General features: G+C 73.0%; 23 protein-coding genes. 9 read left to right on the top strand and 14 right to left on the bottom strand.

Annotated elements, in window-relative coordinates:
• Window position 1: 1 nt before the first annotated feature.
• The 3 genes from ACFV9H_RS13175 to ACFV9H_RS13165 all read right to left on the bottom strand — a co-directional run bounded on the left by ACFV9H_RS13175 (window position 2) and on the right by ACFV9H_RS13165 (window position 2,697).
• Complete coding sequence (locus tag ACFV9H_RS13175) at window positions 2-562, bottom strand: hypothetical protein (RefSeq protein WP_385397096.1); 561 nt, start codon at window positions 560-562, stop codon at window positions 2-4.
• Between the two features lie 12 nt (window positions 563-574).
• Complete coding sequence (locus ACFV9H_RS13170; RefSeq protein WP_385397095.1) at window positions 575-1,819, bottom strand: MFS transporter; 1,245 nt, start codon at window positions 1,817-1,819, stop codon at window positions 575-577.
• 77 nt (window positions 1,820-1,896) lie between these two features.
• On the bottom strand, window positions 1,897-2,697 hold the full coding sequence (locus ACFV9H_RS13165; RefSeq protein ID WP_385397093.1) for an alpha/beta fold hydrolase: 801 nt from the start codon (window positions 2,695-2,697) through the stop codon (window positions 1,897-1,899).
• Between the two features lie 140 nt (window positions 2,698-2,837).
• Here ACFV9H_RS13165 and ACFV9H_RS13160 point away from each other — a divergent pair, with 140 nt between their 5' ends.
• Window positions 2,838-3,524 carry a GNAT family N-acetyltransferase gene (locus ACFV9H_RS13160; protein ID WP_385397091.1) on the top strand — a complete coding sequence of 229 codons (687 nt, stop codon included), beginning with the start codon at window positions 2,838-2,840 and terminating at the stop codon, window positions 3,522-3,524.
• A gap of 56 nt (window positions 3,525-3,580) precedes the next feature.
• Here ACFV9H_RS13160 and ACFV9H_RS13155 read toward each other — a convergent pair whose 3' ends face one another.
• On the bottom strand, window positions 3,581-4,618 hold the full coding sequence (locus ACFV9H_RS13155) for a TolB family protein (protein WP_385397089.1): 1,038 nt from the start codon (window positions 4,616-4,618) through the stop codon (window positions 3,581-3,583).
• A 345-nt stretch (window positions 4,619-4,963) separates the two neighbouring features.
• Here ACFV9H_RS13155 and ACFV9H_RS13150 point away from each other — a divergent pair, with 345 nt between their 5' ends.
• A complete protein-coding gene (locus tag ACFV9H_RS13150) occupies window positions 4,964-6,226 on the top strand; it encodes an alpha/beta hydrolase (RefSeq protein WP_385397087.1) in 1,263 nt (420 codons plus the stop codon).
• Here the strand turns inward: ACFV9H_RS13150 and ACFV9H_RS13145 are convergent.
• Entirely contained in the window at window positions 6,204-7,673 is a 1,470-nt protein-coding gene (locus tag ACFV9H_RS13145) for a carboxylesterase/lipase family protein (protein WP_385397085.1), read from the bottom strand. The genes ACFV9H_RS13150 and ACFV9H_RS13145 overlap by 23 nt on opposite strands.
• Window positions 7,674-7,774: 101 nt before the next feature.
• Between ACFV9H_RS13145 and ACFV9H_RS13140 the strand changes: the two genes are divergently transcribed.
• Both ACFV9H_RS13140 and ACFV9H_RS13135 read left to right on the top strand, forming a co-directional pair.
• Window positions 7,775-8,110 (top strand): hypothetical protein, encoded by a 336-nt coding sequence (locus ACFV9H_RS13140; RefSeq protein WP_385397083.1) that lies wholly within the window; start codon window positions 7,775-7,777, stop codon window positions 8,108-8,110.
• Window positions 8,111-8,206: 96 nt separating this feature from the next.
• Complete coding sequence (locus tag ACFV9H_RS13135) at window positions 8,207-8,497, top strand: chaplin (RefSeq protein WP_365166797.1); 291 nt, start codon at window positions 8,207-8,209, stop codon at window positions 8,495-8,497.
• Between the two features lie 83 nt (window positions 8,498-8,580).
• Here ACFV9H_RS13135 and ACFV9H_RS13130 read toward each other — a convergent pair whose 3' ends face one another.
• Genes ACFV9H_RS13130 through ACFV9H_RS13120 form a run of 3 tightly spaced genes read right to left on the bottom strand, consistent with a single transcriptional unit; the run spans window position 8,581 to window position 10,439 of the window.
• Window positions 8,581-9,444, bottom strand: a complete 864-nt coding sequence (locus tag ACFV9H_RS13130) for a tyrosinase family protein (protein ID WP_385397081.1) — start codon at window positions 9,442-9,444, stop codon at window positions 8,581-8,583.
• A 30-nt stretch (window positions 9,445-9,474) separates the two neighbouring features.
• Entirely contained in the window at window positions 9,475-9,849 is a 375-nt protein-coding gene (locus tag ACFV9H_RS13125) for a tyrosinase family oxidase copper chaperone (RefSeq protein WP_385397079.1), read from the bottom strand.
• 59 nt (window positions 9,850-9,908) lie between these two features.
• A complete protein-coding gene (locus ACFV9H_RS13120) occupies window positions 9,909-10,439 on the bottom strand; it encodes a GNAT family N-acetyltransferase (protein WP_385397077.1) in 531 nt (176 codons plus the stop codon).
• Between the two features lie 217 nt (window positions 10,440-10,656).
• On the opposite strand from ACFV9H_RS13120, the gene ACFV9H_RS13115 reads away from it, so the two are divergent.
• Both ACFV9H_RS13115 and ACFV9H_RS13110 read left to right on the top strand, forming a co-directional pair.
• Entirely contained in the window at window positions 10,657-11,217 is a 561-nt protein-coding gene (locus tag ACFV9H_RS13115) for an RNA polymerase sigma factor (RefSeq protein ID WP_385397075.1), read from the top strand.
• Entirely contained in the window at window positions 11,214-12,296 is a 1,083-nt protein-coding gene (locus ACFV9H_RS13110; RefSeq protein WP_385397073.1) for a CU044_5270 family protein, read from the top strand. Before ACFV9H_RS13115 ends, ACFV9H_RS13110 begins: the two co-directional genes overlap by 4 nt.
• Here ACFV9H_RS13110 and ACFV9H_RS13105 read toward each other — a convergent pair.
• Genes ACFV9H_RS13105 through ACFV9H_RS13095 form a run of 3 tightly spaced genes read right to left on the bottom strand, consistent with a single transcriptional unit; the run spans window position 12,293 to window position 15,560 of the window.
• Window positions 12,293-13,393 (bottom strand): acyl-CoA dehydrogenase family protein, encoded by a 1,101-nt coding sequence (locus ACFV9H_RS13105; RefSeq protein ID WP_385397071.1) that lies wholly within the window; start codon window positions 13,391-13,393, stop codon window positions 12,293-12,295. The genes ACFV9H_RS13110 and ACFV9H_RS13105 overlap by 4 nt on opposite strands.
• The gene (locus ACFV9H_RS13100) at window positions 13,390-14,589 is read right to left on the bottom strand and encodes an acyl-CoA dehydrogenase family protein (RefSeq protein WP_385397069.1); all 1,200 of its coding nucleotides are present in this window, start codon (window positions 14,587-14,589) and stop codon (window positions 13,390-13,392) included. Before ACFV9H_RS13100 ends, ACFV9H_RS13105 begins: the two co-directional genes overlap by 4 nt.
• On the bottom strand, window positions 14,586-15,560 hold the full coding sequence (locus tag ACFV9H_RS13095) for an NADPH:quinone oxidoreductase family protein (RefSeq protein ID WP_385397067.1): 975 nt from the start codon (window positions 15,558-15,560) through the stop codon (window positions 14,586-14,588). The genes ACFV9H_RS13100 and ACFV9H_RS13095 overlap by 4 nt, the downstream gene beginning before the upstream one ends.
• Before the next feature lie 183 nt (window positions 15,561-15,743).
• Between ACFV9H_RS13095 and ACFV9H_RS13090 the strand changes: the two genes are divergently transcribed.
• Both ACFV9H_RS13090 and ACFV9H_RS13085 read left to right on the top strand, forming a co-directional pair.
• Complete coding sequence (locus ACFV9H_RS13090) at window positions 15,744-16,901, top strand: hypothetical protein (protein ID WP_385397065.1); 1,158 nt, start codon at window positions 15,744-15,746, stop codon at window positions 16,899-16,901.
• Window positions 16,902-16,951: 50 nt separating this feature from the next.
• Window positions 16,952-17,848 (top strand): SDR family oxidoreductase, encoded by an 897-nt coding sequence (locus tag ACFV9H_RS13085; RefSeq protein ID WP_385397063.1) that lies wholly within the window; start codon window positions 16,952-16,954, stop codon window positions 17,846-17,848.
• Window positions 17,849-17,855: 7 nt separating this feature from the next.
• Here ACFV9H_RS13085 and ACFV9H_RS13080 read toward each other — a convergent pair whose 3' ends face one another.
• Together ACFV9H_RS13080 and ACFV9H_RS13075 are read right to left on the bottom strand one after the other, a co-directional pair.
• Entirely contained in the window at window positions 17,856-18,689 is an 834-nt protein-coding gene (locus ACFV9H_RS13080; RefSeq protein ID WP_385397061.1) for an enoyl-CoA hydratase/isomerase family protein, read from the bottom strand.
• 55 nt (window positions 18,690-18,744) lie between these two features.
• On the bottom strand, window positions 18,745-19,509 hold the full coding sequence (locus tag ACFV9H_RS13075; RefSeq protein WP_385397059.1) for a PIG-L deacetylase family protein: 765 nt from the start codon (window positions 19,507-19,509) through the stop codon (window positions 18,745-18,747).
• An 18-nt stretch (window positions 19,510-19,527) separates the two neighbouring features.
• Here ACFV9H_RS13075 and ACFV9H_RS13070 point away from each other — a divergent pair, with 18 nt between their 5' ends.
• On the top strand, window positions 19,528-20,373 hold the full coding sequence (locus ACFV9H_RS13070) for an MBL fold metallo-hydrolase (RefSeq protein ID WP_385397057.1): 846 nt from the start codon (window positions 19,528-19,530) through the stop codon (window positions 20,371-20,373).
• Window positions 20,374-20,417: 44 nt separating this feature from the next.
• Here ACFV9H_RS13070 and ACFV9H_RS13065 read toward each other — a convergent pair whose 3' ends face one another.
• On the bottom strand, window positions 20,418-21,728 hold the full coding sequence (locus ACFV9H_RS13065; RefSeq protein ID WP_385397055.1) for an alpha/beta fold hydrolase: 1,311 nt from the start codon (window positions 21,726-21,728) through the stop codon (window positions 20,418-20,420).
• Window positions 21,729-21,912: the final 184 nt, after the last annotated feature.

Genomic DNA, 21,912 nt, shown 5'->3' with positions numbered 1-21,912 from the left:
GTCAGGCACCGTATCCGTCGTCGGGGAGGCTCCGGTCGGGCTGCGGGCACGGCCCGTGCCCCGTGCCGGAGGTGCCCGCCTGGTAGAGCGGCCAGTCCGGCACCGAGCGCCCCTCGCCGTGGTGGCGGTCCCAGAAGGTGAAGGTGACGGCGGTGTGCGGGGCGGGCTCCGTGGAGAGGGTCCGCTGGTGGGGGAGGTTCTCGGACCGGTGCGTCCGCCAGACGACCCCGGCCTCGGTGAAGGCGGCGGTGAGCCGCGACTCGGTGACCGGCGTCGCCGCCGGGTACGACTCGCCCCGGCCCGCGGGGCCGCCGGGGCCGGGGATCTCCAGTTCGTCGTGCCATGCCGGTATGTACAGGGCGTTCAGCAGCCTGCACCGGCAGAACACCGGTTGCAGGCCGCCGTAGCCGAACCAGTGCGGCCACCGGCGCTTGGCGCTGACCCGTCCGCTCCACTCGGGCTCCCCGTACGCGGCCACCACGTCGCGCAGGTGCACTCCCACGTGGAAGGCGCCGAAGCGCCCGGTGGCGGCGAAGCGGGTCAGTTCCTCAACCAGGTCCATGCCCGGATGATCTCAGGCGCGCGGGACCGGCTCGCCGGGCAGCGGCCGACCACCCTCCATTGCCGCCTGGGCACGGCGCACCGCCGGGCCCATCCCGTACGAGGCGCCGAGCAACAGGGCCCCCAGCAGCAGCCACCCCGGGATCCCCCACACCAGCAGCAGCGAGGTCAGCACCAGCGGTCCCAGGGTGCGGGCCACCGGCACCCCGGTGCCGAAGAAGCCCTGGTACTGGCCGATCCGGTCGGCGGGGGCCAGCGAGAAGCCGATCTGCCAGCACCCGGCGGACTGCCGCATCTCGGCGTCCACCTGGAGCACCGCGCCGACCACGAGCAGCGCGGCGGCCGGCCCGCCCGCCCCGGGCAGCGCCGAGAGGGAGAACACCACGCAGGAGGCTGCCATCACCAGCCCGGAGACCCTGACCGCGCGCCGGGCGCTGTCCAGGCCGGTCACGGGCCGGGCCACGCGCACCTGGAACAGCATCACGCCGACGGTGTTGAGCACGAACAGCGCCGACACGAGCCAGCCGGGGGCGTGCGTGCGCTGCACGATCCACAGCGGCACGGCGAGGCTGAGCAGCGGCATCCGCAGCAGCAGGACCGCGTTCAGCACCGTGACCAGCGCGTACGGACGGTCGCGGAGCACCGCCAGCCGGGGCTCACCGGCCGCCCGCCCCGGGACGGGGGCCACCGCGGGCAGCCTCAGCAGTACGGCGGCGCAGGCCAGGAAGCTCACGGCGTCCAGGACGAAGACCGCGAGGTAGGCCCGCTCGGTGTCCGCGCCCAGGGCCAGTCCGCCGAGCGCCGCGCCCAGGGCGAGGCCCCCGTTGAGCATGGACTGGAGGTGGGCCAGCACCCCGGTCCGCCGCTCCGGCGCCACCAGTCCCGCGAGCAGCGCCTGCCGGGCGGCGGCGAGGCCGCACTGGGCGGTGGCGTACACGACGACGGCCGGCAGGAAGGCCCAGAAGGACCGGATGAACAGGAACGAGAACACCGAGGCCGCGGTGGCCACCGCCAGCACCGCCGAGGTGCCGCGCGGGCCGCGCCGGTCGGCGAGCGCCCCCAGCGGCACCCCGGCGACCGAGCCGACGGCCCAGGCGACGGTCAGCCCGAGGCCGATCTGCGCGGGCGAGAGACCGACCACTCGTGTGAAGTAGAGGGCCGAACACACGTAGTAGGCGCCGTCTCCGACGGAGTTGCTCAACTGGGCCGCCGCCAGTCGGCGCGGCGCCCCGGGCGGGGGCGGTATCCGTAGCGTCACCCGCTCATTGCACCAGCCGGGTGGCCCGCCGGGCAGAGCCAATCAGCCCCACGCCTGCTGGGCCACTTGCGGCTCCGTCACAGCCCCGCGAGGAAGTCCAGCAGGGCCCGGTTGAAGGCCTCGGGCTGCTCCACCCCGGGCAGGTGGCCCGCCCCGTCGATGACGGTGAGCACCGAGTGCGGCATCAGGGCGTGCAGGGCCTCGGCCTCGGCGACCGGCGTGTAGACGTCGTCCGCGCCCACCAGCACCAGGCAGGGCTCGGCGGCCTCGGCGAGCACGGGCCGGTAGTCGGGGCGCTCGGCCCGCCCGCGCAGCGCGGCGGCCGCGCCCTCGGGGTCGGTCGCGCACATCATGGCGCTCACCCGGGCGGCCGCCTCGGGCATGCCGATCACGTTGTAAGGCGCCAGCATCTTGTCGATGACCTCATCGGCGTACGGCTCCATGCCCTCGGCGAGGAGCCGCTCGGCGAGCTCCCGCCGGAACTTCTTGCCGTCCTCCGTCTCCGGCACCGGCGAGGTGTCGGAGAGCACGAGGGCCCGTACCACACCCGGGTGGCGCAGCCGCAGCTCCATCGCGATCTGCCCGCCCATGGACACACCACCGACGACCGCCCGTTCGATACCCAGACGGGCGAGGAGAGCGGCGAGATCGTCGGCGAGGTCGGCGAGCAGCGCCTTGCCGGGAACCACCGGACTTTCCCCGTATCCCCGCAGGTCAGGGGTAATCACGCGGTAACCGGCGGTCGTCAGCGCGGCCGTCTGGGGGGCCCACATCGTGCGGTTGAAGGGATGTCCGTGGATCAGGATTACGGCCGCTCCGTCGCGGGGACCCAAGTCGTCGAAAAAGACGTTCACGCCATTGCCAAATTGGGGGTTCATGAGAGGACTTTAAGGGGCTACATTGAGCCACTCGCGTTCACCTGACAGCCCGTTGCCTTTCACCCGTGTTTTGCACGGGGGGCGACGTCAGAGACGCAGACTGTGCAACCACCCCACCGCCCAGAAGGACCGAAGGCTCCGTGCCCGTACCCGTACTCCTCGCCGGCCGCAGCGTGCGGCTTGAGCCCCTCGCCCCCCACCACACCGAGGCCTTGGCCGTGGCCGGGGCCGAGGATCGTACGACTTACGCCTTCACTCCCGTACCCCATGGGGTGCAGGCGTCCCACGAGTACATCGAACGTGCCCTCGCCGATCAGGCGGCGGGTCGATCACTCCCGTTCGCGGTGGTCAGAGCCACCGATGGGCGGGTCGTCGGGTCGACCCGGTTCCTGGATCTGGACTACTGGCAGGGGCCTCTGGTGTGGCCCGCCGTGCCGGGCGTCCCGTTCGGCGATCCGGCGACGGCGATCCCCGATGCCGCCGAGATCGGCAATACCTGGCTGTCCCCGGGCGCCCAGGGCACCGGCATCAACACCGAGGCGAAGCTGCTCATGCTCCGCCATGCCTTCGAGACCTGGGGTGTGCGCCGCATCTCGCTGCGCGCGGACGCCCGCAACGGGCGCTCCCGGGCCGCCATGGAACGTCTGGGCTTCACCTGCGAGGGGGTCCGCCGGGCCCATTCGCGGGGGCTGGACGGGGCGGTGCGCAGTACGGCCTTCTACTCGATCCTCGACGAGGAGTGGCCGGCCGTCCGGTCGATCATCGAGTTGCGGCTGTCCGCCGGTGCCCAGCGCAAGCGGCGCCGCAAGACGCTGATCCCGGCGTAACGGTCCTGCGGCGTCCCCCTCACCCGGCGTCGGCCCTCGCCCCCGCCTCCTCACCATCAGCCGAGGAAGGCGGGGGCGAGGGCCGACGCCATGAGCCGGGCCGGAGCACCGCTGCCGTCGGCGGGCACCGAGTAGAGGTCGGCGCCGAAGTCCCCGGGCAGGGAGTAGACGACGGTCCGGTCGTCCCTCCACACCACCTGGTCGTCCACGCTGCGCTCCTCGGCGAGCGGGGTCTCCTTGCCGGAGGCCAGGTCCAGGGCGTAGAGCCGCCAGGGGGCCTCGGCCGGCAGGCCCTCCACCCGCTTCTTGAACACCAGCCGCTCCCCGCCGGGCGACAGCGACGGGCACTCCACGTTCTCGCGCAGGGTGGTCACCGCGCGGGCGGTCAGGTCTCCGCGGACCAGGTGGGTGCGGCCACCGGTGGCCATGGTCGCGTAGAAGGTCCGCTCGTCGGCGAGGAAGGTGACCCCCCAGAAGTTCACGTCGGTGTTCCGGTACTCCTTGCCGTCCTTGAGGATCGTGAAGTCCTCCAGCGAGGAGTCGAGCCGGCCCGTGCGCAGGTCGAGCACCGAGGTCCGCGTCGAGAAGTTCGTACCGGCGTACGAATCCCCGCCGACGAAGACGGTCCACGCGACGAGCTGGCCGCCGGGCGAGACCCGGGCCCGGGTGGGGATGCCGGCGAGCGGGTGTGCGGACACCTCCTTCAGGCGGGCGTCGAGGACGACGGCCCGGTAGCCGTCCTGGACCCCGCCCTTCACCGCCTGGAGGCAGATGCCGGTGCCCGCCGCCGAGTGGAAGCGCAGGCAGCTCACCCCGGAGGCGGTACGGGATCCCTCGGGCGCGGCGGCGGGGACGGAGGCGAGTTCGTCGCGGTGCGGGCCCCAGGCCATGTTGCGGAAGACGATCCGCGGCCCGCCCTCGCCCGGGGTCAGGGAGGACTCGCCCCGGGTGACCTCCGGGCCACCGGCCTGGGTGCGGTTGCGCTGCTCGGCCCGATCGGAGGCCCGCAGGAAGGACAGCCCGGCCACCAGGGCCAGCACGGCCACGACGGCGGCCAGGATCAGCATCCGGCGGCGGAGGGAGAGGGGTGGCATCGGGGGCACGGGCTCCTTTCGAGGGTGAGGCGCCTTCCACAGAGGGCGAATGCGCGGGCAGGGGCATGCCAAACACGGGCCTTCTCCGGTCACATGGGGTCGGGTCCGGACGGCCGCGCGGAGGCACCATACCCAGGGGCATGTGCGGAGACCAGGGATGATCGGCGAACGGAACCCGAACTCCACCGACCCCGCGGATGTCGGGTAAGGGGCTCCCCCAGAAAGCCCCAAGAGAAGTAAAAATGCGGAACCCGGACAAGCATTCGTTCATCTTCCGAACGGACGGACCCAGCCGCCAGACCACACCGCCCCTTCGGGGCAGCACCAGCCGGAGAGCCACCGCACATGTCGTACTCACCCGACGGGCAGCAGTACCAGCCGTACCGGCCGCAGGGGCAGACCCCCCAGCCGCCCCACGGCGACCAGTACGGCGGTCCGTACGGACAGCCGCAGCCCCCGTACGGACAGCAACAGCCGCAGCACGAGCAGCAGTACGGCCGGCCGGAGTACGAGCAGGAGTACGGCTACGATCCCGAGCCCCCGCCCCGTAAGTCGCGGGTCCGCCGCTGGGTGATCGCCGGTGCCTCCGTCCTCGCGCTCGCCGGCATCGCGGCGCTCGTGATGAACCACTACGAGATACCCCCGTTCACCGACAAGGGCTCCGCGGTCTCCTTCGGACAGTCCCCGGCGGGCGGTGACGGCAAGAAGAACGAACCCGCCAAGCAGCCCGCGAACTCCAAGATGCTGATGCCCACCGGGCCCGCCGCCGAGTTCAAGAATTCGATGACCCTGCCGGACGGCACGCACGTGGCCGTGACCACGCTGGACGGCAAGAAGTCCGGCTTCAAGGGCAAGGTCTGGGTCTGGGCTCCCAAGGAGTACAACGACCCGAAGTTCGCCAAGAGCGGCTTCCCGGTCCTGATCGCGCTGCCCGGCGGCGCCGGATACCCGAACAACTACTGGATGGGCACCGACCTCGGGCTGCAGACCAGCATCAGCAAGTGGTACGCGGAGGGGAAGAGCAAGCCCTTCATCCTCGCCATGCCGGTGCTGAACCCCGCGCCCGACGACAAGGGCGTCTACTGGGACGGCTCCGACATCCCCGGCCAGCCCAAGATGGGCACCTGGCTGACCGAGGACGTCCCGGACCTGATGAAGGCGAACTTCCGCACCGTCAAGTCCCGTGACGGCTGGGCCTTCATGGGCTCTTCCACGGGTGGCTTCGCGGGTCTGAAGGCCGTGCTCAAGCACCCGGACAAGTTCAAGGCCGTGATCGCCTCCGGCCCGGACATCGTCCCGGACTCCTCCCTGTGGAAGGGATACGACAAGGAGAAGGCCGAGAACAACCCGGAGGTGCTGGCGAAGCAGCTCATCGACAGCAAGGGTCCGGACGTCTATCTCGCCTTCCAGGTCGGCGACAACGAGAACAACAAGAAGACCCTGCCGGACGTGCAGAAGTTCATCGCCACCTACGGCAACAAGGGGCCGGTCCACACCAGTCTGAGGGTCATCCCGGGCGGCCAGCACAACGCCAAGACCTACGTCCCGAACATGGGCGAGGGGCCGATCCAGTTCATCAGCAAGGTCATGGAAGGACCGGTCGAGTAGCCTCCGGCGCCTCCACCCGCTCTGCCTTCGTCTCCGGCCCGCCGAACATCCTCGGCGGGCCGTTGCCGTCCCAGGGCGCCCAGCCCGGATCGCCGCGGACGGCGAACCGCACCCAGGCGGAGTGCATCTCCCCGGCCAGAGCCTGCGGGGCGTCCGGCCCGGCCAGCCACGAGGCCTCCGGCACGCCGAGGGTGTCGAACACGAAGCCCAGTTCCAGCGCGTGACAGGCGCCGAGCCCCGGCACGCCGGACGGCCAGCCGAATTCGTACACATAGCTAGGCGCTGCCCGCCGGGCCCCGGCGAGCCGCCGCAGCGGGTCGCGCAGCAGCCGGTCCGTGAGCAGCTGGCCGGCGATCTCGGCGGGGCTCGCCCCGGGCAGGGCGGCGCGCAGGGCCCGTACGTCTTCGCGGCCCTTGCCGCTGCGGTGGCGGGCCAGCGCCACGGCGAGCGGGCCGAGCCGGTCCAGGAGCCGCAGCCCGCCGGTGGGGGCGAGCCAGAGCCGGTACTCCTCGCTGGTCCAGCCCAGCAGCAGCGGCACCTCGCCGCGCGCGGCGGCGCCTTCGAGGGGGTCGCCGGGGAGCGTGCCCGGGTCGCACACCAGCCCGAAGGCGGGTCCGCCCATGAGGGGGCCGGCCTTGCGCAGCACCGCCGCCTGGGCGGCGAGCAGATCGGGCAGCGGGGTGGCGGCGAACGCCCTCGCGGTGGCTTCCACCTTGAGCAGGGAGGCCATCCGCCGCACCATGGCGCGGACCTTGTCGCGCGGCAGCACCTCGGGGGCTCCGCTCTGAAGCACGGCCTGGGAGAAGAGCCCGGCGGCGCGGGGGGCGGCGAGGAGGGCGCCGACGCTGATGGCTCCGGCGGATTCGCCGAAGACGGTGACGCGGGCGGGGTCTCCGCCGAAGGCCTCGATGTTGTCGCGGACCCATTCCAGGGCCGCGATCTGGTCGAGCAGCCCGCGGTTGGCGGGCGCGTCGGGGAAGAGCCCGTAGCCGAGCACCCCGAGGCGGAAGTTGCAGGAGACGAGCACGACGCCGTCGCGCGCGAAGGCGGCCCCGTCGTAGACGGGAACGGCCGAGGAGCCGCGGGTGTGCGCGCCGCCGTGCAGCCACACCATCACGGGCAGCCTGGCCGCCGGCGCCGGGTCGGGGGTCCACACGTTGACGGTCAGGCAGTCGTCCCCGGGGATCCGCGGATCGGGCAGCAGGGCCGCGAAGGTGTCCGGGTAGGGCACCTTGGGCGCGGTGGGCCCGAAGGATCCGGCGTCCCGTACCCCCTCCCAGGCGACCGGGGGCGCCGGCGCCGCGAAGCGCAGGGCGCCGACGGGCGGGGCGGCGTAGGGGATGCCCCGGAAGACGGCGCTCCCGTGGACGTCCGACCGGCCCTCGACCACGCCGGACCCCGTCCTGACCCGGGGCCGCGCGCGGCCGTCGTCACCCGGAGCGGTCATCTCTTCCTCCTGCTGTCGCCGGTGCTTGGCGCACGGTCGCACAGCCCTCCAACGGGTGACAAGGCGTGACCGTGCCGGGGCCCCACCTGGTTGGACGGGGCATGCGATCCCTGCGTATCCACCACACCCTGCCCGCCCTGATGTTGGCGGCGGCGGCGCTCGCCGCCGGCGGCCCGGCCGCCCGGGCCGCCGCTGCCGCCGAGCCCGACTTCCAGTACGTCGGCCAGGACGACCGGCCCCACGGGCTCACCGCGCCGAAGGGTTGCGTCGCGGCGGAGGGCGGCGGCGCCCGCGCGGTCTCCAACAGGACCTCGGCCACGGCGACCTTCTACCGCGACCCGGGCTGCCGGGGCCGGGTGGTCGAGGTCCTGCGGCCGGGCACCGTCACTCAGGTGCGGCCGTACTTCGCCTCCGTGGCATTTGCCGTCACCAGGTAGGCGCAGCGGCCGTGACCCCTCGGCCCTCCCCGCGTTGTACGCCATGTCAAACGCTGCAGATTCTGTGGCTTCCCATATCTCACGAGGAGATCTTTGATGTCGCGTATCGCGAAGGCATTCGCCATCACCGCTGTGGCCGGTAGCGCCGTCACCGCCGGTGCGGGTCTGGCTGTCGCCGATGCCGGAGCGCACGGTGCGGCGGCCCACTCCCCCGGTGTCCTGTCGGGCAACCTGCTCCAGGTCCCGGTTCACGTCCCCGTCAACGTCTGCGGCAACACGGTCAACGTGATCGCGCTGCTCAACCCGGCGTTCGGCAACACCTGCGTCAACGCGTCGGGCGGCCACGGCGACGACCACCACACCGAGGGTGGGGACTACGGCCACTGATCGCCTGATCCTCTGATCGGCTGATCATCGGAAGGGCCCCCGCCGAGCGGCGGGGGCCCTTTCCGTCGTCCGTTCTCCGGCGGTCATTCGTAGCGGTACACGCCCCGGTGGCTGAGCACCTCGCGCGGGGTGAGGTTCCATGGGGGCATCGGCTCGTCGAGCGCGATCACCCGGCCGTGCTGGAGGTCTTCGTACGGGAGAGGAGCGGCGGGCAGGTATCCGGATCCGGGGTGCTGCTGCTGCCAGCGGTCCCAGATCAGGTCGACGAAGGCGTGGTGCAGCCAGAAGGCCGGGTCGTTGGGGGCGGTGCCGCCCGTCATGTGGCCGCCGATCCACTGGTGGACCTTGTTGTGGTTGCGCCAGCGCTCGCTCTTGGGCGCGGCCCAGCCCTCCAGCTTGTTGCGGAAGCTGCCGCCGGCGGCGGTGGAGTTCCAGGGTGACGAGTCGTAGGTCGGATCGTCGATGGCCCACTGGAGTTCCGCCGGCGTGGGCAGGGTGATCGGGTTCTGCGGCCGACCCAGGTTGCGGGTGAGGAACGCGGACTCCGTGATGCCCACCGTCACCGTCCAGTTGCCCTTGTCGTAGGCGAACGGTCCGGTCATCACCTTGCGGTCGCTCGCCCTGCCGGTGCCCCCGAGGAAGTCGTCGGCCCAGAGGGAGGAGACCGGGCTGGTGTCGGTGGTCCAGTCCCAGTAGGGGATGGAGACGCCCGGGTCCACGCGCTGCAACTCCTGCTCGAACCGCAGCAGGTAGAGCCGGTGCCACGGGAAGAAGGACGGCGACATGTGCCCGACGCGGAGCTTTCGGTCGCGGTCGGGCACGAAGTACTTGCCGTGGGTGCGTACGAAGGAGTCGTACGTGCCGTCGCGCTTCAGCTCCAGCACGGCCGCCGTGAACCGCTTCTTCTGGGCGCTGGTCAGGTTCTTCTGATTCTGCCGGGTGTACAACGCGGGGCTCCTCCCGTTCCCGTAGGTGTGTCAGCCGTGGTGCGGGGCCGCCGCGAACGCCAGCTGGGTCGTGCCCAGTTCGTCGACCGCGGCGCGGGCCACTTCCAGGGGCGTCGCATAGGACTGGAAGTGGTTGATCCCGCTCAGGTAGCTGCCGTCGGCGCGGCGCATGACGTGCAGCGGGCGGCCGTCGATGCGGACCCCTGCGAGGTCCACGGCGATGTGCCGGCCGCGGTACGTCTCCTCCTCGGCGAGCGGGGCCGGGGTCAGGGTCTGCCGGGGACGCCGGGCGCGCAGTACGGGGGCCAGGGCGGCGGCCGTGCCGGCGAGCACGGCCGCGGTGAAGGCCGTACGGAGCACCGCGCGGCGGGTCAGTGGTGCGGCGGCGGTTGCTGCGGACAACATACGGTCTCCCTCGCTCGGTGGCCGGCGGCTACGGGTCTAACGCCGCGCGGCGGGCGAGGTCACCCTTGAGGGTGCTTGTAGAAGAGGGTGGTGGGGTGCAGGCGGCCGGCCGGGTCGGTGGCGTAGTCGGGGATGGTCCCGACCTCGGTCCAGCCCGCCCGGAGGTACACCTTCTCGGCGCCGCTGCCCGTCTCGGTGTCCAGGAACAGCAGCACCACCCCGGCGCGGGCGGCGGCCGCCTCCGCCTCGGCGAGCAGGGCGCGGGCGGTGCCCCGGCCGCGGGCCGCCGGGTGGACCATGAGCTTGCGCAGCTCGGCGCGATGGCGGCCGTTGGGCTTGGACTCCCGGTACCAGCCGACGGTGCCGTCGATGCGGCCGTCGCCGCCGGAGCGGGAGACCCACAGCGCGAGGGAGCCCTCCTCGACGGCGGGCAGCAGGGAGTCCCACCAGGCGGCGGCCTCCTGGTGGTCGAGACCGGTGAGGAAGCCGAGGGAGGAGCCGGTGGCGACGATGTCCACCAGCAGGGCGGCGAGTTCGTCCCGGTGGGCACGGAGGCCGGAGGCGGACAGCGGGGTGATCGCAGCGGTCATGCGGCGAGCATAGGGATCGGTCGGGGGCGCGCTGCGGGCGGGGCGGGTGCGGATCGCCGGCGACGGCGGCCATCCGCAGGGCGCCCGGGAACGCAGGGGCCGCGCTCTCCCGGTCCGGCCCGGGCCGGCACGTCGAGCGGGCCGCGAACGCTCTCGCGGGAAGACGACAAGTACAGGGTGGGGCCGCTACGACACGCGGCCGGGGAGGGGATCGCGCGTGGACGCGGACGAACAATTGCTGACGTGGTCGGCGAAGAACCCAGCGGCCTTCGAGACGCTGGTCGTGCGGCACTCGGTGAGCCTGCACGGCTACCTGGCGCGAAGGGCACCCGCCGCGGCGGACGATCTGCTGTCCGAGACGTGGCTGCAGGCCTTCGCCGGACGTGCCGGTTTCGACGCCGGGCGGGGTACGGCCCGGGCCTGGCTCTTCGGCGTGGCCCGGAACGTACTGGCGGGCCACTGGCGGCGGTCCGCCCAGGACCGGCCCGATGCGTCTGCCCCGGCCGCCGACAGCAGTGACCCCTGGGAGGCGGTGGACCAGCGGCTGGACGCCGCGGCCTGCGGGCCGCTGTTGCGCGACAAGCTCGCCGGCCTGCCGACCGTGGAACGGGAACTGCTGCTGCTCGTCGCCTGGGAGGAGCTCACGCCCACCGAGGCGGCCGGCGTGGTCGGAATACCGGCCGGAACGGCGCGTTCGCGGCTCCACCGCGCCCGCGGCCGCCTGCGGACCGCCCTCGATTCCCCGAACTCCCTTAATTTTTCTGGAGAGATGGCATGACGGACCGTACGACGGACTTCCCGGACCTGTTGGACTTCCCCGGTGCCGACGGGCTGCGCGCGGCCGGTGAGGTCGGTGCGCCCAGCGCCGCGGTCGTAGGGGCCGCCCTGGCGGCCGTGCGCGCCGCCGCGGCGGCGGAGCGTGAGGCCGCTGCGGAGCGTGAGCCCGCGCCGGAGGTGATACCGCTCCGGCCGCGACGCCCCCGGCCGCGCACCCGTAGGCTTCTGGTCTCGGCCGCGGCGATAGCCGCGATCGCGGCGGGCGTGAGCGTCTACCCGGTCAGCAGCCTGCGGGGTTCCCCGCCCGCGGCCACCGCCAGCGCCGCCGGCTTCCTGCGCGAGGTCGCCGCGACGGAGGCGAAGGGCACGGCCGTGGACGCGCCGTACTGGAAGGTCCACACGGTGGATTCCTTCTGGGGCCACCCCCTCAAGCCGGAACTCGGATACTCCGAGAAGCCGCAGGTCCGTGACGAAAGCACCTGGGTGTCGGCCGGTGCCCTGTACGTCCAGGACGGAGCCGACGGGGAGATCCGCGACAGCGGCAGGCGCAGCACCTCCGATTGGGTCTGGTACCACCCGAGCTACCGCACCGGCGGCTTCAGCTGGGACGAGATGAAACGGCTCCCCACGGACGCCGCGGCGCTCAAGGCCGTACTGGACTGCCTCCATCCGAAAGGCCACGGGTCCGGCCCCGAGGCTGATCGGTTCCGCGACTATTTCACCTACTTGACCCTCCTGCTCAAGTTCGCACCGCTGGAGCCGAAGCAGCGGGCGGCCATGTTCGAGGTCCTCGCGGACCTGCCGGGGCTCCGGCTGGTCGGGCCGGTCAAGGACGGTACCGGCCGTCCCGGCACCGCCATCGAAGCGGACTTCCACGACATGCGCATCCGCCTGATCATCGACCCGAAGGAGGGAGACCTGTTGGAGGAGACCACCTATTTCCGTGGCGGGGAACACGACGGCAAGATCGCCGTGCGCACGACGATCCTGTCGGCGGACCCCCAGCAGAGCATCCCCCCGTACCGGGAGGCGACGGAGAAGGACGAGAACCCGGGTGTGCCGAGCACGTCGTCCTGCTAGGGCGCCGGGAGTTCCGCGAAGTCGGCGACCAGGCCGCGGTGGTGGCCCGACGTGCCCAAGGCGAGGGAGTCGGCCTTGGCCCGCTTGAGGTAGAGGTGGGCCGGGTGCTCCCAGGTCATGCCGATGCCGCCGTGGAGCTGTACGCACTCCTCGGCGGCCCGGACGGCCACGCCCGAGCAGTACGCCTGGGCCACGGCCACCGTCAGCGGGGCGTCGGGGGCACCGGTGGCCAGGGCGTCGGCCGCGGCCCTGGCCGCCGCGCGGGCGGAGGCCACGTCGAGCCAGAGCCGGGCGAGGCGGTGCTTGAGGGCCTGGAAGGAGCCGACGGGCCGGTTGAACTGGTGGCGCCCGCGCACGTGGCCGACGGTCTCGGTCAGGCACCACTCGGCCAACCCGAGCTGCTCCGAGGCCAGCAGTCCGGCCCCGGTGAGCAGTGCTCCGGCGACCGCCGCGCGGGCCGTCGCGGGGTCGGCCAGGCGGGTGCCGGCGGCTTCCCGCAGGGTGACGGTGGCGAGCGGGCGGGTCAGGTCCAGCGGGACTTGCCCGGTCAGCTCGGCGGAGGCCGCGGGGACGGCGTACAGCCCGGTGTCGGCGAGGACCAGCAGGACGTCGGCGGCCACCGCGTCCGCGACGGAGGTGACCGCGCCGCTCAGGGTCCTCTCGCCGGAATTCCGGACGCCGGTCGGCAGGGGCGCGCCCGGGGCGAGGGTCAGCGGTACGGCCGGCACGTAGATCCGGCTGCCGGAGGCCAGCTCCCGGAGCAGCTCGGCGGCTTCCGGGCTGTCGCAACCGAGCAGGATCTCCGTGGCGAGCACCGAGCTGGTCAGGTACGGGACGGGGGCCACGGCCCGGCCCAGCTCCTCCAGGACCACGGCCGCCTCGCGGTGGCTCGCGCCCTGGCCGCCGAGCTTCTCCGGTACGAGGAGACCGGCGGCTCCGATCCCGACGGCGAGGGTCTCCCACAGGGCCGGGTCGTGCGGCCTGCCGGTTTCGGCCCGGGCTAGGACCTTCGTACTGTCGCAGCGATCGGCGAGCAAGGACCGTACGGCGGAGCGGAGTTCCTGTTCCGTCTCGGAGTAGAGCAGGTCGAGGGTCATCGGGCCAGGTCCTTCCAGGGGAGGTCCTTGTCGTCGCGCGGCTCGGGCGGCAGGCCGAGGACGCGTTCGGCGACGATGTTGAGGAGGATTTCGCTGGTGCCGCCCTCGATGCTGTTGCCCTTGGCGCGCAGGTAGCGGTAGCCGGCGTCACGGCCGGTGAAGTCGACCCCTTCGGGGCGCCGCATGGTCCAGTCGTCGTACGACAGGCCCTCCTCGGCGAGGAGTTCGACCTCCAGGCCGCTGATCTCCTGGTTGAGCCGGGCGAAGGTGAGCTTCATGCCGGAGCCCTCGGGGCCGGGCTGCCCGGCGACCAGTTGCTGGCGCAGCCGTTCGCCGGTGAGGCGGGCGACTTCGGCTTCCACCCACAGTTCGAGCAGCCGCTGGTGGAGGGCGTGGGTGCGCAGTTCGGGGCGTTCGCGCCAGGTGGCGGCGACGGGGCCGATCATGCCGCCCTCGCGCGGGAGCCGCATGCCGCCGATGGACACGCGTTCGTTCATCAGGGTGGTGCGGGCGACGGCCCAGCCCTCGCCGACGGCGCCCAGGCGGTGGGTGTCCGGGATGCGGACGCCGGTCAGGAAGACCTCGTTGAACTCGGCCTCGCCGGTGATCTGGCGCAGCGGCCGGACCTCGACGCCCGGGGCGTGCATGTCGCACAGGAAGTAGGTGATGCCCTGGTGCTTGGGGAGCGTGGGGTCGGTGCGGGCGATCAGGATGCCCCAGCGGGCGGTGTGGGCGCTGGAGGTCCACACCTTCTGGCCGTCGACCACCCACTCCCCCGCGGCCTCGTCGAGGACGGCGCGGGTGGCGAGCGCGGCGAGGTCGGAGCCGGCTCCGGGCTCGCTGAAGAGCTGGCACCAGACCTCCTCGCCGACCCACAGGGGCCGCAGGAAGCGGCGCTTCTGCTCCTCGGTGCCGTACGCGAGGATCGTCGGCGCGGCCATGCCGAGGCCGATGCCGATCCGGCGCGGGTCGTTGTCGGGGGCCCCGGCGGCCTCCAGCTCGGCGTCGACGACGGCCTGGAGCGTGCGGGGCGCGCCGAGTCCGCCGAGGCCCTCGGGGTAGTGGACCCAGGCGAGTCCGGCGTCGAAGCGGGCACGCAGGAAGTCCGCGCGGTCGGTGGTGGCGGGTGGGTGGGACGCGAGCAGGTCCCGTACGCGGGCGGACAGTTCTTCGGCGGACACGGTGGTGTTGGTCATCGGCTCGTCCCGTCCATGGCCGGTACGAGCACGATGCGGCCGGTGGTGGTCCCGTCGGCGAGGCGTTGCACGGCGTCGGCGGCCGCGGCCAGCGGAAGGCGCTCACTGACCAGCGGTTTGACGGCTCCCTCGGCCGCGAGCCGGGTGAGTTCGGTGTGGCAGGCCAGGATGGCGGCGGGCTCCTTGGTGGCGTAGAGCCCCCAGTGCAGGCCGAGGACGGCGTAGTTCTTCACCAGCGCGTGGTTGAGGGCGGGGGCGGGGATGGTGCCGCTCGCGAAGCCCACGACGACGATCCGGCCCTCGAACGCCACGCATTTGGTGGAGGAGGTGTAGGCGTCGCCGCCGACCGGGTCGTAGACCACGTCGGCGCCGCGCCCGCCGGTGAACTCCTTGACCCGGGTGACGAGGTCCTCCGCCGTTCGGTCGATGACCAGGTCACAGCCGAGCTCCTCGGCGGTGCGGGCCTTCGCCTTGCCGCCGACGACCCCGATGACGGTGGCTCCTGCGGCCTTGCCGAGCTGGACGGCGGCGCTGCCGACCCCGCCGGCCGCGGCGTGCACGAGGAGGGTCTCGCCGCTCTGGATCCGGGCGCGGCGGTGCAGGCCGAACCAGCCGGTCTGGTAGCCGATGTGCAGGGCGGCGGCCTCGGCGTCGTCGAGGGTGTCCGGGGCGGGGAGCAGGCCGCGCGCGGGCGCGGTGACGTACTCGGCGAATCCGCCGTGCGGCAGGCTCGGGTTGGCGATGACGCGGCGGCCGTCCTCGGTCTCGCCGCAGACCTCGACGCCGGGCGTGAAGGGCAGCGGCGGGCGGATCTGGTACTGGCCGCGGACGAGCAGCGCGTCGGGGAAGTTGACGTTGGCGGCGAGCACGCGGAGTTTCACCTCGCCCTCACCGGGAACCGGTTCGGGGACCTCTTCGAGGCGCATGGCCTCGCGAGGTTCGCCGGGGGTGTGTACGCGCCATGCCTGCATCCGGGGCCTCCAGCCGCCGTCGAGAATCACGCTCCGCGGGCATACTAAGCGGTCGCTTGCCCTCTTGTGAACCCGTCGGGGACGCGCCCGAACAACCGGGCGATCTTTCCCGGTCTGCGCGGATAGCATCAACGGGCAGATGCCATGGGGCATATGACACGCAGCATCGGGGGGAACCGTTCGATGAACACAAGCCGCACGAGACGTACCACGTCCGCCGCCGCAGCCGCGATCGTCCTCGCGGGCATCGTCACGGCGGCGGGCCCGGCCGCGGCGGCCACCGCTCCGTGCACGCCGGACATCGTGAAGCTGCCCGGCATCAACAGCGACTCCTCGGGCGGCGGGCGACTGAAGGACTTCGGCGCGGGCGGCCTGGCGGTCGGCTCCAGCGCCAACCTGCCGGTGTACTGGACCTCGGACCGGACGGCCCACGCCGTCCCGCTGCCAGAAGGCTTCCAGTCCGGCGAGGTCAGAGCCGTGAACTCCAAGGGCCTGATGGTGGGCACCGTGGAGCGCAGCTCGGACCGCGCCGTCGCCGCGTTCACCTACCAGCAGGGCGCCGGAGCCGTCCAGCTGCTCAACGAGGGTGCCACCGGCACCGTCGCGTCGGACGTCAATGACGCGGGCCATGTCGTCGGTAGGGACGCGGGCGGCCCCAAGGAGTGGCTGAACGGCAAGGTCGTGCGCGAGCTGCCCGTCCCCGCGGATGCCCATCCGAGCACCGAGATCATCTCGGTCGCGGGCATCAACAAGCGCGGTGACATCACCGGCACGGCGCACTCGGAATACTACGACGCGGACAACGACCAGACGATCACGAAGACCTTTCCCGTGGTCTGGCCGGCCGGGGGTGGCTACCCGCCCTACAGCCTCCAGGTGTGGAACGAGGGCCACTGGAGCGTCGGCAGCCATGCGCGGGACATCGACGATCGCGGCCGGGTCGTCGGCGTCGAGCACTTCAGCTACCGGGACGACCAGCGGCGGACCGCCGCGGTCTGGAAGAAGCCGTACGACGCGCTGCCCACCGACCCGGGCAAGGTCTCCGGGTACGCGCACCTCGAGCTCGACGCCGCCAGCCCGACCACGAACGTGACCGTCGGTACCGCCGTCACCTTCGTCGAGGGATACCCGAACCACATCCAGGCCGCCTACTGGCCGGGCCGGGGACCGGCGCTGGCGCTCCCGCACCCCGCGGGGGCGAGCAAGGACTCCCGCAGCGAGGCCTCCACGGCCTCGGACGACGACCGCGTCGGCGGCCATTTCCTCGACTGGAACACCGGCGTGTCCAACGCGGTGATCTGGACCTGCGCGAGCCGACAGGCGTACGTGCCGCAGGCCTGATCACGTCCCCTGCATGGCGATCTGAGCGCCCAGGCGCTATCGATGGGCGCATGGAGACCCCTTTGCGCGGGCTGCCCGCGCCACCCCCGCTCGGCGCCGCCGCCCTGCCTCCCGGTACGTACGCCGGGCAGGTGGTCCTCGTGACCGGCGGCGGCACCGGGCTGGGGAAGGCCATCGCCGCCGAGTTCGCGCGACTCGGCGCCGATCTGGTGATCGCGAGCCGGCGGGCCGAGCAGCTCAAGGCGGCGCGCGAGGAGCTGGCGGCCGTGCCCGGCGCGGGCCGGGTGTCGGCCGCCGTCTGCGACATCCGGGACCCGGAGAGGGTCGCGGAGGTCTTCGACGCGGCCGAGGCGGCGTTCGGCCTCCCGGACGTGCTGGTGAACAACGCGGCCGCCAACTTCCCCTCGCCGGCGGAGGACTTGTCGCCGAACGCCTGGCGGGCGGTGGTCGACATCACCCTCACCGGCACGTGGTTCATGACCCGCGAGTTCGGCCGCCGCCACCTCGCCGCGGGCACCCCCGGGTCGATCGTGAACATCGGCGCCTCCTACGCCTGGACGGGCGGTCCGGGCTTCGCCCACAGCGCCGCCGCCAAGGCCGGGGTGAAGAACCTCGTGGAGACGCTCGCCGTCGAGTGGGGCCCGTACGGCATCCAGATCAACGGGCTCGTACCGGGTCTCTTCCCGCACACCGACATGACCGAGGACATCCGGGACGGCCTGGAGCGCGCCGCCCCCGACGCCAAGGACGCCCGGCAGCCCGCGCTGCGGGTGGGTGCGCCCCGCGAACTGGGCTGGGCGGCGACCTTCCTGGCCTCGCCCTACGCCCGGTTCGTGACGGGCCACACGCTGGTGGTGGACGGGGCGAACTGGCAGCGCCGGGCCGTGGTCAACCCGGAGGTCGTCCCGGTACGGGAGCAGCTGGGGCGCGGCCGGTTCGGCGGTTAGAACCGGATCAGCCGCCGGTGAAGTGCGGCGGGCGGCGGGCCGCCTTGGCGCCGTAGCCCTCGCGGATGTCGTCCGAGGTGAGGGTGAGGGCCGCGGTCATCGCCACCCGGTCGAGGGCGGCGGGCAGGGCGGCGTCGGCGTAGGCGTCGATCCCCCGCTTGATGCCCTGCACCGCGAGGGGTGCGTTCGCGGCGATCTCCGCGGCCAGCGCGCGGGCGGTGGGTTCCAACTCGTCGCCGGGGACGACCTGTTGGAGGAGGTTCAGCCGGTGCGCCGTGGCGGCGTCGATGCGGCGACCCGTCAGGGCCAGGTACTTGGCCCAGCCCGCGCCCGCCTCGCGGGCGATGCGCAGGTCCCCGCCCGCGTCCACGGCCACGCCCAACCGGGCTTCCGGCAGGGCGAAGACGGCGTCCTCGGCCGCCACCCGGACGTCCGCCATCAGCGCCAGCTCGAAGCCGAAGCCGAGACAGTAGCCCTGGACGGCGGCCACCACCGGCTGCGGGAGCCGGGCGAGAACGGCGAAGCGCTCGTGGACCCAGCGGATGCCCTCGTAGTAGTTGCGGGTGCGTTCGGCGCCGGACGCCCCGGTGATGGCGCCGCCCGGCGCGGTCACGTCGATCCCCGCGCAGAAGGCCCGCCCCTCGGCGCGCAGCAGCACCACGCGCACCGAGGGGTCGAAGCGGATCCGGTCCGCGAGGAGGCCGAGCTGGCGGGTGGACTCCCAGCTCCAGCCGTTGAGCTTGTCCGGGCGGCAGAGGGTGAGGACCGCGATCCCGTCCGCGACCTCCAGCCGGAGCCGTTCCTCGCCTTCCGCGATCTCCGTGGAGATGGTGTCGATCATTCGGGTCCGCACCCCCATCGTAATCTGACGTACCGTCAGGTTAGGGGGTGCCGGATCATCGGGGGAAGACCTCGAACAGCACCGCCGGGCGGCCGCCGAACCGGGCCGCCGCCTGCGCGGCGACGCCGCTGAGGAAGCCGCGTACGTACTCTTCGGGGTCCTGGTCGGTCAGCCCCTCGATGTACGCCTTGTGCTCCATGAGCGACTTCACCGCCCGCTCCATGCCCGGACCGGCGTCGGCCGCGTGCGTCGGGGTGGTCGTGCCGGCCACCGCGACCCAGCGCACCCCGTTCCAGGGCTCCAGGCCCTGCTCGGAGATGAGCTCGGGGAAGATCCACCGGTTGCCCGCGTCGGCGGCCGCGTCCAGGGTGGCCCGGCCGACGGCCTTGTGGTCGGGGGTGTTCCAGAAGCCGCCGCCCTCCGCGCCGCCCCAGGTGTCACGGTGGTTCAGCGTGATGACCAGCTCGGGGCGGTGGCGGCGGATGGCCGCGGCGATGTCCCGGCGCAGGTCCAGGCCGTACTCGACGACGCCGTCGCGGTGGTCGAGGAACTCCACCTGGGACACGCCGACGACGGCCGCGCTCGCCCGCTGCTCCGCCTCGCGCAGCGGGCCGCATTCGGCGGGGGCGATGGTGTCGATGCCCGCCTCGCCCCGCGTGGCGAGCAGGTAGACGACCTCGCGGCCGCCGTCCGTCCAGTCCGCGATGGCGGCGGCGCCGCCGTACTCCAGGTCGTCGGGGTGTGCCACCACCGCGAGTGCGCGTTGCCAGTCGGTGGGCATGGCGGGCAACGGGGTCTGCTGATCGTGCTGTTCAGTCATACGTCGCACAATAGGCGAATGGATCAACAAGGGCAGGTGGTGGCACTGCTCGACGCCACCGGGAGCTTCTTCGAGACGGCGCGTACGGCGTTCCCCGGGGCCGAGGAGGCCGACTGGGCACGCGCCTCACTGCTGGACCCGGGCGCGGCCGGGCCGGAAGGAACCTGGGTGCTGGACTTCCGGTGCTTCGCGATCGCCCGGCCGGGCGGCCGCTGGGTGCTGGTGGACGCGGGGGTCGGGCCGGCCGCCTCCCCCGCCGCCGCCTGGGCGCCGGTGCCCGGGCGACTGCCGGCCGCACTCGCGGAGGCCGGGATCGATCGGGCGCGGGTGGAGGCGGTGGTCCTGACCCACCTGCACGAGGACCACGCGGGATGGACGTCGGGGGCCGCCGGGGAGCCGTACTTCCCGGCCGCGCGGTACGTCGTACAGCGCGCCGAGGTCGCCGCGCTGGAGCGGGCGGACCCGGTGTGGGACTGGACGGTGGCGCCGCTGCGAGCCGCCGGGCAGCTGCACGAGGTGGAGGGGACGCACCGGCTGTTCCCCGGCATCACCCTGCTGCCCACGCCGGGGCACACCCCCGGGCACCAGTCGGTGCTGGTCGAGCAGGGCGACGGGGCCCGGGACGTGCTGGTCACGGGCGATGTGCTGGTGCACGCCGTGCAGTTGGCCGATCCGGCGATCCCGTACTCCCACGAGCGGGACCGGGCGGCGGCTCGGGCCTCCCGGGAGGCGCTGCTGGCCCGTGCCGTGGAACGCAACGCCCTTCTGGGCACCGCGCACCTGACCCGAGCCTTCGTGGAGCCGGGCCAAGACGCGCCGCCGGTCCGGCGCCCCCTGGACGGAGGCGTCGGCCCGGCCGGTTGACGCGGCATCAGCCGCGGGCGCGGGAACGGCGCCCGCGGCGCCCCCTACGCCTCGTCGCGTACAAGGGCCAGCAGCCGGTCCAGGACGCGGGTGCCGCCCGCACGCACCCCGTCGTGCTCGAACTCGTCCGTCACCCAGGTCCGCAGGCCCCGGATCGCGCGGGCGGTGCGCAGCGAGTCCGCGGTGTCCACGTACAGGTCGTCGTGGTAGACGGCGGCGGCCACCGGCACCTCGTTCGCGGCGAGCCGGGCCGGGTCGTAGAGCGGCTGCCAGCCGGTGCGGGCGGCCAGCAGTTCGGCGGTCTCGCGCAGCGGGACGAGGGCCGGGTCGGTGGTGAAGTGCCAGGGGTGGACGGTCTCACCGGTGAACAGGAGCGGCTCGTCGCCCGCGAGGGTCTTGGCGGCGTCGAAGCGGGGCCGGTCGGCGTGCACCCGGTGGGCGGCCCACGCGGTGGGCACGCCCGGGTCCTGGGCGTAGATCGCCTCGTGGATCAGCGCGTAGAGGGGGTGCCCGGCGAAGGAGAGCTGCGCGCGGACCGCCTCCAGGAAGGCGTCGGACAGGGCGGGGCCGGCCGGGGTGGGGACGAAGGCGTCCTCCAGGAGGTAGTGGAGCTGGTGGCTGCCTTCGCCGACACCGAGGAGGATGCCGAGGGACTGGAAGGCTTCGACGGTGAGGAGATGGCCGCCGGGGAGCTCGACGGGGCGCTCCGCGAGGTGGGCGGCAATCCGGCGGGCTCGGTCGACGTCCATCGGGTAACGCTTGTAGTGCGCCAGGTTCTTGCGTTCCATCCGCGGGTACGCGGCCTCGTACACCTCCCGCGCGGTCGCGGTCAGCGACGGCAGCCCGCCCGTGATCAGGGCGGCGGTCAGCCCCTCGGGCGCGGTGGAGAGGTAGTTGACCGTACAGAAGCCGCCGAAGGACTGGCCGAGCACGGTCCAGGGCGCGCCGCCGGTCAGGCCGGGGCGGATGGCCTCCGCGTCGCGCACGATGGAGTCGGCGCGGAAGTGCGCGAGGTACTCGGCCTGCTGCTCGGGGCCGCCGCGCAGGGGCAGGGTCTGCCGGTTCACGGGGGTGGAGCGGCCGGTGCCCCGCTGATCGAGGAGCAGGACCCGGTACTCGGTGAGCGCCCGCTCCAGCCAGGCCTGCCGGCCGATGAACCGCCGGGCGCCGAAGCCGGGACCGCCCTCCAGGTACAGCAGCCACGGCAGGGTCTCGGGGTCCTTGTCCGAGGCGACGATCTCGCGGGCGTACAGCTCGATCCGCTCGCCGTCCGGGCGCGCGTGGTCCAGCGGGACGGTGAACCGGTGGTCGGTGAGGACCGTTCCGGGGTGGCGGTAGCTGTGCTCGACGGTCACGGACGGCCCCAGGGGTACGAGGTACGGAAACCCGCACCCCGGCCGGATCACGGTCGGGGTGCGGGGTGGCTTTCCGCCCGAGTCTAGGCCCTGTCGTCAAATTCCCGTCGTCGCCCGAAGGGCGGCCCCGCGGCGTCTGGTGCGTGCTCTCGGCGTGCCGGGCGGAAGCCCACGTACTGGACGT

This window comes from Streptomyces sp. NPDC059874, from assembly GCF_042731135.1.
Classification (GTDB): Bacteria; Actinomycetota; Actinomycetes; order Streptomycetales; family Streptomycetaceae; genus Streptomyces.
The sequence above is the reverse complement of the archived record's forward strand: the minus strand, read 5'-3'. Positions and strand labels throughout refer to the sequence as shown.